15 protein-coding genes are annotated in these 14,625 nt (G+C 45.2%); 7 read left to right on the top strand and 8 right to left on the bottom strand.

All coding sequences use genetic code 11. The features are described from left to right. The first annotated feature begins 135 nt into the window (after positions 1–135). The 5 genes from BBD42_RS09490 (at position 136) to BBD42_RS09470 (ending at position 5,726) form a co-directional block, all read left to right on the top strand. Positions 136–1,407: a sensor histidine kinase gene (locus BBD42_RS09490; protein ID WP_237163430.1), complete on the top strand. Its 1,272-nt coding sequence runs from the start codon at positions 136–138 to the stop codon at positions 1,405–1,407. 4 nt (positions 1,408–1,411) lie between these two features. Further along, entirely contained in the window at positions 1,412–2,341 is a 930-nt protein-coding gene (locus tag BBD42_RS09485) for a DNA-binding domain-containing protein (protein ID WP_099517933.1), read from the top strand. A 208-nt stretch (positions 2,342–2,549) separates the two neighbouring features. Further along, positions 2,550–3,389: an AraC family transcriptional regulator gene (locus BBD42_RS09480; RefSeq protein ID WP_099517932.1), complete on the top strand. Its 840-nt coding sequence runs from the start codon at positions 2,550–2,552 to the stop codon at positions 3,387–3,389. Positions 3,390–3,623: 234 nt separating this feature from the next. After that, positions 3,624–4,682: an NAD(P)/FAD-dependent oxidoreductase gene (locus BBD42_RS09475; protein WP_099517931.1), complete on the top strand. Its 1,059-nt coding sequence runs from the start codon at positions 3,624–3,626 to the stop codon at positions 4,680–4,682. 15 nt (positions 4,683–4,697) lie between these two features. After that, positions 4,698–5,726: an iron-siderophore ABC transporter substrate-binding protein gene (locus BBD42_RS09470; RefSeq protein ID WP_099517930.1), complete on the top strand. Its 1,029-nt coding sequence runs from the start codon at positions 4,698–4,700 to the stop codon at positions 5,724–5,726. A gap of 100 nt (positions 5,727–5,826) precedes the next feature. Here the strand turns inward: BBD42_RS09470 and BBD42_RS09465 are convergent, their stop codons facing one another. From BBD42_RS09465 to BBD42_RS09455, 3 genes are all read right to left on the bottom strand, one after another. Further along, on the bottom strand, positions 5,827–7,419 hold the full coding sequence (locus BBD42_RS09465) for a hypothetical protein (RefSeq protein WP_099517929.1): 1,593 nt from the start codon (positions 7,417–7,419) through the stop codon (positions 5,827–5,829). After that, positions 7,416–8,300 (bottom strand): ABC transporter ATP-binding protein, encoded by an 885-nt coding sequence (locus BBD42_RS09460; RefSeq protein ID WP_099517928.1) that lies wholly within the window; start codon positions 8,298–8,300, stop codon positions 7,416–7,418. The genes BBD42_RS09465 and BBD42_RS09460 overlap by 4 nt, the downstream gene beginning before the upstream one ends. 229 nt (positions 8,301–8,529) lie before the next feature. After that, positions 8,530–9,453 (bottom strand): AraC family transcriptional regulator, encoded by a 924-nt coding sequence (locus tag BBD42_RS09455; protein WP_099517927.1) that lies wholly within the window; start codon positions 9,451–9,453, stop codon positions 8,530–8,532. Positions 9,454–9,609: 156 nt separating this feature from the next. Here BBD42_RS09455 and BBD42_RS09450 point away from each other — a divergent pair, with 156 nt between their 5' ends. Beyond that, positions 9,610–10,356, top strand: a complete 747-nt coding sequence (locus BBD42_RS09450; protein WP_099517926.1) for an SDR family oxidoreductase — start codon at positions 9,610–9,612, stop codon at positions 10,354–10,356. A gap of 243 nt (positions 10,357–10,599) precedes the next feature. Here BBD42_RS09450 and BBD42_RS09445 read toward each other — a convergent pair whose 3' ends face one another. Further along, positions 10,600–10,944, bottom strand: a complete 345-nt coding sequence (locus BBD42_RS09445) for a winged helix-turn-helix transcriptional regulator (RefSeq protein WP_099517925.1) — start codon at positions 10,942–10,944, stop codon at positions 10,600–10,602. Between the two features lie 145 nt (positions 10,945–11,089). Between BBD42_RS09445 and BBD42_RS09440 the strand changes: the two genes are divergently transcribed. Next, entirely contained in the window at positions 11,090–11,443 is a 354-nt protein-coding gene (locus tag BBD42_RS09440; RefSeq protein ID WP_099517924.1) for a DoxX family protein, read from the top strand. Here BBD42_RS09440 and BBD42_RS09435 read toward each other — a convergent pair. The 4 genes from BBD42_RS09435 to BBD42_RS09420 form a co-directional block, all read right to left on the bottom strand. Continuing rightward, on the bottom strand, positions 11,430–12,038 hold the full coding sequence (locus BBD42_RS09435; protein ID WP_237163429.1) for a DUF4304 domain-containing protein: 609 nt from the start codon (positions 12,036–12,038) through the stop codon (positions 11,430–11,432). The two genes, BBD42_RS09440 and BBD42_RS09435, sit on opposite strands and share 14 nt — an antisense overlap. A gap of 304 nt (positions 12,039–12,342) precedes the next feature. Then, positions 12,343–12,807: a DUF8821 family protein gene (locus BBD42_RS09430; RefSeq protein WP_099517922.1), complete on the bottom strand. Its 465-nt coding sequence runs from the start codon at positions 12,805–12,807 to the stop codon at positions 12,343–12,345. A 198-nt stretch (positions 12,808–13,005) separates the two neighbouring features. After that, positions 13,006–13,371, bottom strand: coding sequence for a cupin domain-containing protein (locus BBD42_RS09425; protein WP_099517921.1), 366 nt, complete (start codon positions 13,369–13,371; stop codon positions 13,006–13,008). A 156-nt stretch (positions 13,372–13,527) separates the two neighbouring features. Continuing rightward, a complete protein-coding gene (locus BBD42_RS09420) occupies positions 13,528–14,355 on the bottom strand; it encodes a helix-turn-helix transcriptional regulator (protein ID WP_099517920.1) in 828 nt (275 codons plus the stop codon). Positions 14,356–14,625: the final 270 nt, after the last annotated feature.

Here is a 14,625-nt window from a genome sequence, read left to right as displayed (position 1 = left end):
ATCTACATATTCGTTATAAGAATTTATTAATTTCGGCATAATGAGGAGGAAGAAAGAAAGCTTTTTACGGAGGAATATGGAAAAAGATGTCGAATGACTGTTACGTCGTGCAAGAAAGGAGGCTGGGAGGTAGCATTGAGAGACAAATGGCTTTTGTTTCTGCTGATGGTTGTTTCGGTGCCGCTTGCGGGGGAATTGAATTTTTATCCGTTTCATAATGATTTTCGGGTCAGTCTGGGAACGCCCACCTTCTTTCTATTTTTACTCTGGCTGAGGTTTCCCTCCCCTTTTGTCTCCGGCCTGCTTGTCGGCGCTGCGGTTACCTTTTTTCGCACGGGGCTTGAGGTGGCCATCGAGCCGGCCAGAAGCTGGGACGCTGCTTTTCTGCACCACTATCCTGTATTCTTCTATTATTTGACCTATGCGGTGGCATTTAGAGCTGTACGACTGAATCGTTATCATAACCGCCCCATTGTTCTAGGCTTATTAGGCGTGACAATTGAAATTGCTGCGTCGCTCGCAGAGCTGCTGATGCGTTATTCGGTTACAGAGCAGGTCGTAAGCTTCTCTACTTGGAATCAAATTTTGATCATCGGGATTTTCAGAAGCTTCTTTGTGCTTTCCTTGTTTAATCTCGTCATATTACGCCAGTCGAGGGCGACCGAGGAGCTGACGCGCAAGGAAAACGAGAAGATGCTTCTCCTTATCTCGGAGCTGTACGAGGAATCCATTCAATTGAAGAAAACGCTGCACAATGCGGAGAATATCGCCCGGGACAGCTACGGGTTATATCAATCTTTAAAAGCTGAACAACCAGAGCCGCTTGACGAGCTAGCTCAAAAGGCTCTACAAATTGCTGGACAGGTTCACGATATCAAAAAGGACAATCAACGCATTTATGCCGGGCTGTCCGGCTTAATATCGCACGAAAGCGACTATATGCCATTGGAAGCATTAGTTGATATTGTTCTACGTTCGAATCAGAAATATGCCCGCTCGCTCGGCAAGCAGATCGATTTTTCGCTGCATATGGAAGGCGTCTTTCCTTTGTGCCACGTATACGTTTCATTGTCCTTGCTCAATAACTTGGTCGTGAATGCCGTCGAGGCATTAAATGAAGCCGGGGCTATCCGAATGGAGGTTAAACGGGAGCAGGAAGCTGTCGTTTTCCTCGTAGCCGATAATGGTCCGGGTATTGCACCCAAATATCGGGAGAAAATCTTCATACCCGGATATACGACGAAATACGATAAATCCGGCAACCCCTCTACGGGAATCGGCCTGGCTTATGTCAAGCAAGAGACGGAGCGTCTGCTTGGAACTGTCCAAGTTCAAGCTGGGAGCGATGAGCAAGGCACTATTTTCACGATCACACTGCCTGTGGGCCAAATAGGAAAGGAGGAGTAGCATCATGCGTTTCTTTATAATCGATGACGATCCGGCCGTACGCTCCATGCTGGAGCAAATGATTGAGGATGAGGATTTAGGAAGTGTTGTAGGGGAAGCCGAAGACGGGGCGCATGTCGATAATACGCTGCTCGACCTCAAGCAGGCGGATATCGTTCTGATTGATTTGCTGATGCCCATTCGTGACGGCATAGAAACGGTTCGTGAAATATCGAGCAGCTTCAAAGGGAAAATCGTCATGCTGTCTCAAGTGGAGTCGAAGGACATGATCGGCAAAGCCTATTCCTTCGGAATTGAACATTATATCACCAAGCCGATAAATCGCTTGGAATTTATTTCGGTCATACGCAAAGTTTCCGAGCTGCTGCGTTTGCATCAATCGCTTCGAGATATTCAAAAGTCGCTCAGTTCTCTAGGCTTAGGCGGCGCAATAACGGAGAAAGAGGCAGCCTCTCCTGATAAAAGCATTATCACTTGCGGAAACTACGTGCTATCGGACCTAGGGTTAATCGGCGAGGCTGGCTGCAAAGACTTGCTGGAGATGCTCGATTATTTGTTCCGTTACGATAACGAGCATCCATTGGAGCAGGGCTTCCCTCCGCTACAAGACACTTACAAGCAGCTCGCCTTGAAAAAACTCGGGCCCGCCGCTTCCGAGACCGACTTGAAAAAGGAGGGAAAAGCCGCCGAACAGCGTGTACGGCGGACGGTGAACCAAGCGCTAACCCACTTGGCCTCCCTGGGGTTGCTTGATTACTCCAATCCGAAATTCGAGCAATACGCGAATAAGTTTTTTGATCTAAGCGACATCCGCAAACGGATGAAGGATTTGGAGAATGAAGAAGCTGATGCCGCCAGCTTGATTAGGCAAAATACCAAGAAATTTATTCAAGTCCTATATTTTGAAGCTAAAAAGTTAATGAGCCAGCGTTGAACGGTACTAGGACATTTGCTCTTCGTTTCATAGGTCTGCTCCCTGCGCAAAACGCAAAGAGCGATATACCTTCTAGCAAAAGCCAGCTTCATCTTTCCCCTTACGACAGTCGCGGGAATGAACCCACTTGCCTCCATCCCGCTACAGTTTTGCCGAGTTCTAACGTATAATTTATATAAATAGATACTAACGGAAGAAGTGAGGGAACATGATTGATGTTGATGAATTAGCTGAAATGTTTGCGGGCGGTTCCTATGATATAGCTGAAGTCCACCGATTCGTCATCCAGCCCGGCAACGTCCTGCGCGGTTATAAAACAATGAAGCATGGGCTGTTGTTTCCTGTTCGCGGAGAAGCGCGCATAAGGGTAGATAACGCTACCTACGATTTGCAAGCCGGCTCGATTTTTCATTCGCCTCCGAACAAGCTGCTTCACGCGCATGTGACAAGCCAGTCGGAGTATGAATATTATACCGTTTTATACCGGTTTAATAACCTCTACGACACGGACAGCCCTTCTACATTCGACACCCATTTCAGGCTGGAGCCGGGCGTTCACTCGCGCATACATGAACATTTGGCCATGCTGCTCCATCATATGCATTCCACAGGCGGAATTGGAAAGCTTCGGGTCAAGGAATTGTTTCTCGGCATTATGCATCAGGTATTCGTAGGCTGCAAGCACAGAGAGAGCGGTGGAAGCGACTATCCTCCTGACAAAAAAGCGATTGAAGAAGCCGTCTCCTATATCAACGGCCACTATATGGATCCGCTGACTCTGGACGAGCTTTCCGAGCTGCACGCGATGAGTCCGAAACGTTTTTCTTATTTTTTTCATAAGTATACCGGATTCCGCCCCATCGACTATGTCATTCATTATCGAATGGAAAGAGCAAGCGAGCTATTGAAGATAGGAGAATTCCCCATCGGCGACATAGCCGGAAGTGTCGGCTATTCCAATCCCCTATATTTTAGCCGAATTTTTAAAAAGAAGTTTGGTTTGTCCCCTTCCGCTTATTCTCAAAAACAGGAGCATGAAAACTTATAAGTGGGAGGAAACAAAGCCCCCATGCTCCCGCTCCCTCTTTTTCCCCCTTTAATAATGATGCATATCCCATTAGTGATTTGTGCATTCGCAATCGTTCTGGTTCTTGATATACTACATATTGATAATAATAATCATTATTGATAGTTAGCACAGGTCTTAGGCGATCATTTAGGAATAGAGCAAGCTTTTTCCCAAAATGAAGGATCAACAACAAAAACGAGGTGAATATGCGTTATGAATGAACAAGAATTATATGACTTAACGATTATTGGAGGCGGTCCCGCCGGATTGTTCGGAGCCTTTTACAGCGGGCTGCGGGAAATGAAAACCAAGATTATTGAATTTCAGCCCCAGCTTGGCGGCAAAGTTCATGTATATCCCGAAAAAATGATCTGGGACGTAGGAGGTGTGACTCCTCTACTGGGAGCACAGCTGATTGACCAGATGGTCACACAAGGGATGACCTTCCATCCAGAGGTCGTGCTTGGCGAGAAGGTCACCTCGATTGACCAAAACGAAGCAGGGCACTTTGTTCTTCATACAGCTAGCCGTCAGACGCATCTGTCCAAAGCGGTGCTGCTCGCGGTTGGCGGGGGCATTTTGAAGCCCATTAAGCTGGAGATTGAAGGGGCAGAACGCTTCGAGGTCACCAACCTGCACTACACCGTCAAATCATTGGCCCGCTTTAAGGATAAAACCGTATTGATCTCAGGCGGCGGCCATTCTGCGGTGGACTGGGCCAATGAGCTCGCGCATATTGCCAAGAAGGTTTATTTGACCTACCGGAAAGATGCTTTAAAGGGCCATGAAGCGGATGTGACCCGTCTGCAAAAAAATGGCGTGGAATGCTTGCTTAACAGCACCATCGATAAGCTGATCGCAACGGAGGACCATAGCCGGATCGAAACCGTGCTTCTGAACCAGAATGAAGGGGAAACCTTATTCAAGCTGGCAATCGATGAGGTTATCATCAACCATGGCTACGAGCGCGACAAGGAATTGCTTGGCAACAGCAGCATCAATATCGAGCTGCTCAATTATCAGGTTGCGGGAACACCATTGAGCGAAACCTCTGTGCCGGGTCTCTATGCTGCTGGCGATATTTTGCATCATGAAGGCAAGCTGCACCTCATTGCGGGAGCATTCCAGGATGCCGCCAATGCCGTCAATAAAGCCAAGCAGTTTGTAACGCCAGATGCTAGTGCTAACGGGATGATCTCCTCGCACAACGACCTGTTCACTCAAAAAAATCGCGATTTAATGAAGCATCTTTATACAAAATCACACACTTAATCCGGAGGATTCCTCATGAATAAACTGCTCGGGCTCCTTGTTTCTCTTTTTATATTGACCGCTCTCTTCGCCGGTTGTTCCGGTGCAAGCGGAAATAATCAGCCCACAGACAACGACCTTTCTTCAAATGCAAGTAGTCCCTCTCCTTCTGAAAGTGCACTGGCCTCAGATGCAGGCGCAGCGAAAGAAAGCCCTGCCGAAGCCTCTGCCACTTGGCCAAGAACCATTACCGATGGTGCGGGCCATGACATTGTGCTTGAGGAGCAGCCGAAGCGGATAGCGGTGCTTCATCCTTTGTATTTGGACTACTTTTTTGCCTTGGATACACCTCCTATCGCGTCCGGCAGTGCGGCAAGTGCGCTCGCAGAATACGCTACGCTGAAGCCTTATGCCGATACAGCCGATGTTATTGATTTGGGTAGCGGACGCGAGCTTAATCTAGAGAAGATTATCGAGGCGAATCCGGATGTCATTGTGACCTTTAAAGGACATATAGACGCCCTATATGACGAATTGAGCAAAATCGCGCCAGTTGTTCAAATCAATTACGCAGACACCTGGGAAGAAGCTACCTTGCTTAGTGCCCAAATTGTAGGCAAAGAGGAATTGGCTGAGCAATATATTAAGGAAACGAAGGCGGCCATTGAACAATCCAAGCAGCAGCTTGGCGCTTTGAAAGATAAAACGTTCGCTCTGCTGCGGGTTGGCGATGATGGCACTTTTATTGCACAAGGCACAAACAATACGATGTATTACAATGAAACGACTGGTTTTGGCTTGCTAGTGCCGAAAGGATATCCCGCTGACAACGATGTGCTATCCGTAGAGGCTCTATCCGATATGAACCCTGACTATATTATTTTTCAGCATGATATAGAGGTGGCAAAAGCGGCTGTTAAGCAAAACGAGAAGCTGGCAGTATGGCAATCGCTTGCGGCGGTCAAAAACAATCATGTCCTTTATTTCGATAACTCCCTCAATACGGGAAGTGTGCTAGCCGTTCGGCTGGCAGCAAACAATTTTATGGAATTGGCTGTTCAATAACGCCAGCTCCTTCATCCTCATACGCTGCGCCCCTTACATGAAAAATCAGACCAAAAAAGCGTCAGAAGCACATCCCTGTGCTTTGACGCTTTAACTCCTATTAACTATACATTTTCGCTTGACGCGCTCTACCCATGACGGCCAATATCAGCAAAATAATAGTAGCTAGCAGGTAATACACATATATCCCTCGCTCCAGACCTTCCGGTGTCGACCCTATAAAATCCAAAGCATCCCACTTGTTAAAGGGGCCCAGATACCATAGCAGCATAAATACTACTTGAAACAGCTTGCTATTCCCCGACCATATCCCTAATGCCACAGCTAAAGTAGGTATAAACAATCCACCAACGCCCATGGCCATTAAACTGTCCCATTCTCCTGCAATAAGAAAATGAATGAGCGCCCCACTGCCCGTCAAATATGCAACGATAATTCCAGCCAGCCATACTCCGACAAATGTATTGCGAACGGGATACACCGCTGTAAAAACCAATGAATGGGTACGATAATACGATTCATTTGTTCCCATTGTCGACCAAAGGAGGATAGGCAATAGCCAAGTAAAAGGTACAACATACGCTGTTACAGTTTCCATCGGTAATACTAAACCTAACACGATCATAGCCAATGCTGCTAAGTACCACCACAAACGCTGCCCTTTGAGCATAAGACGCACTTCCAGAGCTAATGTTGTAAAATAGTTTGTTTGCCACTTTGCAGCCCCATAAGGAGTCAGCTTTATATCTGTATCCTTCCTAGATGCTGGCTTACTGTGCGGCTCTACCTTTTCAGTTCCATTGGGCTTGCTTAATTTATTCATTTTAACGTATCGTGTCAGATCAAACCGGTGAAAAAAGAAGGAAGCCACGGTTACAACAATGACTGCCGCAGCAAGCCACGCATAGCGTTCTAAAAACATCTGGATCGTCCAATGTACACCGTTCCAGTCGTAGGTTAGCAGCTCTCCCTTCAAGGGGCTTATCCCTGAGACATGGCCCCCAAGGCTATTGGGAATCCTTTCATTCGCCTCGCTCGACATGTTCGTAATAATCGGCGAGATTCCGAACATATCCTGGCTGGAATGAGTTGCCTTGGTCGAAAAAATCAGCGATAAGATCCACATTGCAAAATATATTAAATTGCTCAATCCCTTACGCAACCAAGGTACAGCTTCAAAAAAGATGGCAATTGAAGCCACCAAAGCCATCGTTGGCAATGTAGAATACATAAATGGAAGCCATAAAGCAACCAAATCAACCGCGTAATCTTCCCCTCTAATTAGCTGCATGGCAAGCGCAGAAACCATTAAAACAGCAACGATAGACATCAAGTAAACGAAGTTGCTCCACATTTTGCCCATGGTGTACATCCACTTAGTAGTCGGAGTTGTCGCAATGATTTGCCCGACCCCAGTCTGCACATCCCGTTCTATCGCATTTTTCACTAGAAAAAACGCTGGAAGACTTAATAGCATCGATGTCAATACCGCGACTCCACTACCGACCCATGCAGAGCTATATAGGCCGCGCATAGATTGCAGCGATAAGGTTAAATAATTATCATCACTTGAAGGTATGTACTTATATACGATGAACATGGACAGGAGCACGGTAATCAAAAAGCTATAGCGTCGAACCCTTTCCAAATAGTCCGCTTTCATCAAGTGAAAGAGAATACGAAGCGAGGTCATGCTATTGCCCACTGCTTGCTTGCTGAAATGTAATACAAATATGCATCCTCTAAAGTTGGTGTGACCAAGCGGCTCTCCGCTGATGGCTGAGTATCAGCAATAACCTTTACATGTACCCCTTCACTGGTTTGAATGGTGCTGCTGACCAGTAATTGTTTGCGTACCTTCACCCATGTATGACTCGGTATTAGCCACTCCCACACTTTTCCCACTGTAGCTGCTAATAATTCACTTGGAGCCGCCTGTACGATACTTCGTCCTTGATTGACAATGGCGATATCGGTGGCGGTTGCTTCGATGTCGGATACGATATGGGTGGATAAAATAACAATACGCTCCCCAGATAATTCGGATAGGAGATTACGAAACCGAATACGCTCCTCAGGATCAAGTCCCACCGTTGGCTCATCAACGATTAATAGCTGGGGATCGTTCAGTAACGCCTGTGCTATGCCCACCCGCTGCCTCATCCCGCCTGAAAAACCATTCAACGGTTTTTTGCGCACCTCATGCAGATTAACCAGGTGCAGCAGCTCTTCAATTCTTTTTCTTGCGATTTTATAATCCAGCCCTCTGATTGACGCCAAATATTCCAAAAACTCAACTGCGTTTAAATGAGGGTAAACGCCAAAATCCTGTGGCAAATAGCCTAAAATACGTCGTACAGAATTGGGATCTTTCGTAATATCGATGCCATTCCAGCTCACCTTTCCACCGGTTGGCTGGGTAATGGTCGATAGAATTCTCATCAATGTTGATTTTCCTGCACCATTCGGGCCAAGCAATCCCAAGACACCTGTTTGTATCTCTAGCGATAAGTCCCGAAGCCCATAAAAATTCCCTTTATATTTCTTGCTCACACTTTCAATCAATAATTCCATAATTGCCCCCGCTTATATGTATGATGATTACACCCGTGCCGTTCAGCTAATATCTAATGTTATCCTCTGCAACTTACTTTAACTAAAATTTACCTGCTTCGCGTCTGCCTTAGGTTCCGTTCATTACTAGACTTTGGTCTCGGAGAGAACGGAGGAGAGGCGTGGGACGGACAATAAGAAAAACCGTCAGGGAGATGCGTCCTGACGGTTTTCTTAGGTTTATTGCATATCAATCAACCGGAGCACTTAAGGCATTACGCTGATGCTTAACATCGTTCATTGGGGGGCGTCCAAACATGCGGCCATACTCCCGGCTGAACTGCGAAGGACTCTCGTAGCCAACGCGAAAGCCCGCATCAGCGGCTTCTAATCCCTCCGAGAGCAGCAAGCGGCGTGCTGTCTGCAGTCGGATAGCCTTCTGATACTGTAGTGGGCTTATCGCCGTTATCCTTTTAAAATGCTTGTGCAAAGAAGAAGGGCTCATGTTTGCTGCCTTCGCCAATTCTTCGATCACAAGAGGCTTGGAGTAATCGCGGTTAATCAGATTGATTGTTTTGGAAATGCTATGCGCATAACTGCCGACTATGGCAAATTGCCTGATTAAAGCTCCCTGCTCACCTTGCAGCAAACGATAAAGGATCTCGCGGGTGATAAGCGGCGCAAGAAACTGAATATCCTCAGGGGTATCCAAAAGTCTGACAAGCCGAAGCAGCCCATCAAGCAGCAGATGATCGGATTGGCTCACCAATATGCCTCGCTCCGTCTTTCCGTTCCATTGGGAGCTGCTCTTATGGATAATGTCCAGAATTTCATCTGGGTTAATGGATAAATGAAGGCTTAGATAAGGAACATGCGGCGAGGCTAAAGTGATTTTCCCGATTACAGGCAGATGCACTGAGGTGACCATGTAGGTAGCCGGATTGTACACGTAATTTTCCCCGCCCAGCATTGCAGTCTTTGAACCTTGTGCGACCACGTACAGTGAGGGCATATTGACCGTATGCGTCGGCTCCGACATATGGCTTGCGCGCCTGAAACAAAGATCCGGCACTGCTGTGGCGTGTTTTCCGTCCGAAGGCGCGTGACGTTGAATAAGAAGAATCAGTTCTTGCAGATGGGCAGAAATCTTAGGGGGGTGGACGAAATTGTGCATGCTTCATCTTTCCTTTCCGCAAACTCTGATGGCTAATTATATCCACACCGAATAGGATTAGGCAAGAATAGGACATGATTGATCTACCCGATTCAATCGAATTTTTCTTAAAATGTACTTGCAAGGCCAAGAGATCACAGAAAGAAGGATTGGGCTATGAGCTTGGAAGGAAGAATGGAGAATAAAGTCGTCGTCATTACGGGTGCAAGTAGCGGAATTGGAGAAGCAACAGCGCTGTTGCTAGCCGAACGCGGGGCAAAGGTCGTCCTTGGGGCGCGCGGAGTGGATCGCCTTGAAGCGCTGGCGGCACGCATTACAAATAGGGGTGGCGAAGCTGTTTATGCAAGCACTGACGTGAGACGGCGTGAGGATATGTGCAGACTCGTTACACTGGCATGCGAACGGTACGGGAAGCTTGATGTTCTCGTCAGCAATGCCGGTGTTATGCCCATTTCCCCTCTCGATGATCTGTGTGTCGAAGATTGGGAGGACATGATTGACGTCAATATTAAAGGGGTTTTGTATGGCATAGCTGCAGGGTTGCCTGTCTTTCGCAAACAAGGTTTCGGGCATTTCGTGAACACTGCTTCTACAGCAGGACATAAGACCGTGCCGAACCAGTCAGTCTACTCCGGAACGAAATTTGCTGTGCGCGCGATCTCGGAGGGGTTACGCCAAGAGGCTGGCGATAAGCTGCGCGTAACCATCATTTCGCCCGGTATTGTGCAGACGAATTTCACGGAGGGCATGACAGACCTGGCATTAAGAGATCAACTCGCCGCCATCCGGGATAAACTGGCAATGACACCGGATGCGGTGGCCCGTGCAATTGCATACGCAATCGAACAACCAGATAATATCGATGTGAACGAGATTGTGATCCGTCCCACCGCTCAAGTGTAGAGTAAATAAAAGGGCCTATTTTCCCCATTCCCCTATTGGGGAACTACCGAGAAACATTCTTGTTAGCAGCATTTATCATCCTTCAACTGCAAAAAAGAAAGGGGCAGCCCCTTTGTGGGCACGCTCTTAAAAAAACTTGCTCCCACTTAGGGTAAGGTTTAGCTTAACGGGGCTATCAGCGAATATGCATTTAACGCCTAACAAGCTTATATAACCGCTGCTAGCCATCCTTTTTCACCAAACTTAATTCCCTGAACGATCTTCACCGTGCAGCTCAATCATATGCTTGCTATGGGTCTCTCCCCAATCGTTAAGTGCCTGTAACACCGTACTTAAGCCTTTGCCGTAGTCTGAAATGGAGTATTCCACTTTCGGCGGAATTTGGTTATACACCTTGCGATAAACGATGTCGTTATATTCAAGCTCTCTTAATTGCTGCGTGAGCATCTTTTTGTTAATATCCGGTATTGCTCTTTGCAGCTCGCTGAATCTCATAATACCGTTCGAAATAAGCTGAAGCAAAATGACCGACTTCCATTTACCCACTAAAATATCCAGTGCTGATTCAAACTTGCAATACGATTTCATTGAACCCTCCCATTTCCTTATGCTTGGCTAAGGTAACCTTTTGTTAACTATGTTTAGATAAAGTGCCTACTTCCTTAAATCATTGATTAAGGTCTATTATACCTTTAGCGCGCAGCGAATAAGTAGTTAGGAGGCAGCATTATTCATGAATATCACGTTATGGATTGTTCAAGGTCTGGTAGCACTGGGTTTCCTTTATTCCGGATGGTTGAAGGCATTTCAATATAAAAAAGCCAAAGCGTCTTGGGGATGGGTAAAGGACGTTTCGAAAGGGTTCGTAGCTTTTATTGGATTAACAGAATTGCTGGGGGCAATTGGAATCATTCTGCCTCAAGCGACAAACATCTTGCCGGTGCTGACGCCAATTGCCGCAACAGCACTTGCCGTAGTCGTTCTTTTCGGTGCCCTCTTTCACATTAAGCGTAAGGAATATCGAGAAATTAGCGTGAACATCGTCTTTTTCGCGTTCGCTGTATTTGTTGCATTTATAGCTTATTAAATTCCACTCCGTATTTATTGAAGATGGCCTCGTACTTATTTTCGAATATGGCCCACCGATTTTCCGCTCCGTACTTTTCCTGCAAAGCCTTCAAATATTGGTTAGCCGCTGCTGTATCATTGGATTGCAACAGCAAATGAAAGCTCTCTTCGCCCAGATGCAAAAATGGACCCGAAATGTAATAGTCCACAATGGATCTAGCACGGGTCATCTTATCATAGAAACGAATAACTTCTTCCAATCCGCCTAACAGCGTTTTTCTCAACTCATCCCTATCCGTATCAGGAGTGATTGCGAATCGATCTGGAGCAGCCTGGGCAATTTCCCCGATTCTTGCTCTAAAGTGACACTCCGCTTCCTGAGGCGCCGTCAAAATCTCTTTCGATTGAATCTGTGCCAACTCCGCTGCATAAATGCCGCAATTCACATAAAACATAACATTTTCTGCCGAGTTGCCCGAGGATTTTTGGAAATTGAACATGTAGAAGAGGCCTTCTGTCGTTTTACTAAAATTCAAACTCTTCTTGGCAAAGCCATGCTTTGCAAGGAACGGCTTTACCTCCTGCTTAATCAGATCGTTAAAGAGCTGCTGCAATACAATTCCTCCTGTCTGACGTTTCATATTACTGCCAAACCCGTTTATATGACGAGGTCCTGTGCACATTTGTTATTTTTATTATAATGATCGTGTTTCCTGAGTCCACCTCCTTTTCACCTGAATTTTGAAAATGATTTTTAAGGGTATCCTATTTTCGCCGTCACTTATGATACGATTCACCGTGCTGTCTGTAAGGGCAAGATTTAGGGCCATCCTTTGCGGGATGGCCCTTTCTTTGATCTCGTATTTTTTGCAAACAGAATAAATGGATGGCCCCCTTCAAATTGCGCTTTTACTTATTTTAATATTCTTTTTTTATTACAAAAAACGAACCCCGAATGGTACCAGCTAGTTTAGACTTCTGTCTGGCAAACTTGAACTTCTCTTCTAGCTCCTTTGGTATCTCCATCCCCTCAGAAAGCTTAAAACCAACGGCCCGCTTCTTAGGGTCATCAACCGTATACATGACGTTGATCGCAAGACCATCCTCATAAAAGACATAGGCAAATTTAATATTTTCCACTTGGAACTGCGATGTTTCTAACGGTTTGGCCGCAAATTCAATATCACGTTCTTCTTTCAAAATCCGGTTCACATAATCAAGAGTCTCCTGGCTTTCACTAGCTTGCACAACCGTAAATTCATGCTTGTATTTGTTCATGAAATAACGGGCTTCATTAGCACGTAATCCAGCAAGCGCTTCTACTACAGGCGAAGACTCTAAACCAACTGTAGACACATTTTTAAAATCAACGATATAGGACATTTCCATCTCTCCTTTTATTTTATTATTTCCAAAAAAACCTGCTGTTATTTATGATACAGTTCATCTTAGCATTAATAAAGCACAATGAAGGACACCCTGATTGGGTGTCCTTCATTGTAGAGACAAGGGTTAAACATGACATTTCTACTGAGCAAATCGCCCGTCTTCGTACAGGAAACTACATACTAGTAACAAGCACTAGATCCAAGTATCATTGGCTGCTGTTAATTCGGACTCCGCATCGCCAGTGTTTACAACTCTTTTAGGCTCGACCAACATGAGATGGCATTCCTTTTCGGCGGAAGGCTTCATCTCTACTCCCTTCGGGACAATAAACATCTCGCCCTTGGAAATTTTCACTTGGCCATCACGAAAATCAAGGATCATCTCCCCTTCGAGTGCCATAAATACTTTATCGGTATCTTGATGAACATGCCATTCATATTCCCCAGCAATTTTAATAAGCTTAAATTGATAGTCGTTCATTTCACCAATGACTTTCAGAGACCAAAAGTCGTCAAATTTAGATAGCTTCTCATTTAGATTAATAGCTTGGTAATGGATATTAACCCCTCCTTATATTCTTATTTTTCAATAAACCGTTATAGTGAGCAGGCCCTTAATCTTTTGCTTATAAAAAATGCTCCAACATCATACTTTCGTTGATTTGACACTATTATAGTAAAGTCATTTTCTGATTAGAATGGATTCCTGCTGAAATTAGCATGGATTATTGATGAAGTTCTCTCGATATTCAGTGGGAGAAACACCAAATTGTTTCTTGAACACTCTACTAAAATAAAAGGGGTCAGCCATTCCAACCGTTTGCGCAATTTGTTGTATCGGCGCATCACTTGTAAATAACATTTCTTGCGCCATGTTTATCCGATATTTTAATAAATATTCTGCTGGCCCCATACCTGCATGTCTTCTAAACACGTAAGAAAGTCGATTTCGATTAACGTTATTTTGTTCTGCAAGCGATGCTACTGTAAGACTCTGATAATAGTATTCTTGAATATAATTAGAAACCCGTTCGAATAAGGTATGCGATTCACAACTATTTTGCCTATTTTCCACACATAATAAGGCTTCATTCAGCACATCGCGAAACAGCATCTCGGTCTGAAACATCGAAATGCCTCCACGCTGATTATAAACATGCCAAAGACGCATAATTAATTCAATAAGACGAGGAGATTGCCCTGTTAATAATTCAAAATGCTGATGCGAAAAGCTTGACTCTTCTAGCTCTGAGCTGCATATCCGGTATAAAACCAGAATGTATTCCCAGTCCGTTTTTTCAAACACTTTTTGGGCTAGTTTCATTTTTGCACCCCCATGTACAACTTTTCCTGGCGAAAAAATATAGGGAGTGCCATTGAATTGAAATTGTGTTTTTCCTGTAAGAGGAAATACAAATCCGGGAAAAGAATCTGTATAGTCAGCGTGAGGCACGCCTGGATTTTTAGCGTAGCGATATACTCCTTTTACTTGAAAAGGTGTGCGTGCCAGATGCTCTGCTAGCTGATTAACATCGATTTTCACATTGCATACCTCATCTCAACAGTAATTGGCCATGAATCCTAAGTTCGACCGTTGTACATCATGTGCAGTTGCAATTCTTGAACAAGACTCTCGTCTATTTTTACATTATTGATAACAATTATCACTGTCAACCTATATGGACAATAAAAAAGCTTCAGACAGATAATATACTTATTAGAGATGCAGGGGCATTGTCAGGACAAGGATATAATACCACAGAGTTTCGGAGGCAAAAAAAATCGCGTCCTCCAAGTGGAGAACGCAATATGA

The organism is Paenibacillus sp. BIHB 4019 (assembly GCF_002741035.1).
Taxonomy (GTDB): domain Bacteria; phylum Bacillota; class Bacilli; order Paenibacillales; family Paenibacillaceae; genus Pristimantibacillus.
Note: the sequence above shows the minus strand (reverse complement) of the source record. Positions and strands in the feature narration are given on the sequence as shown.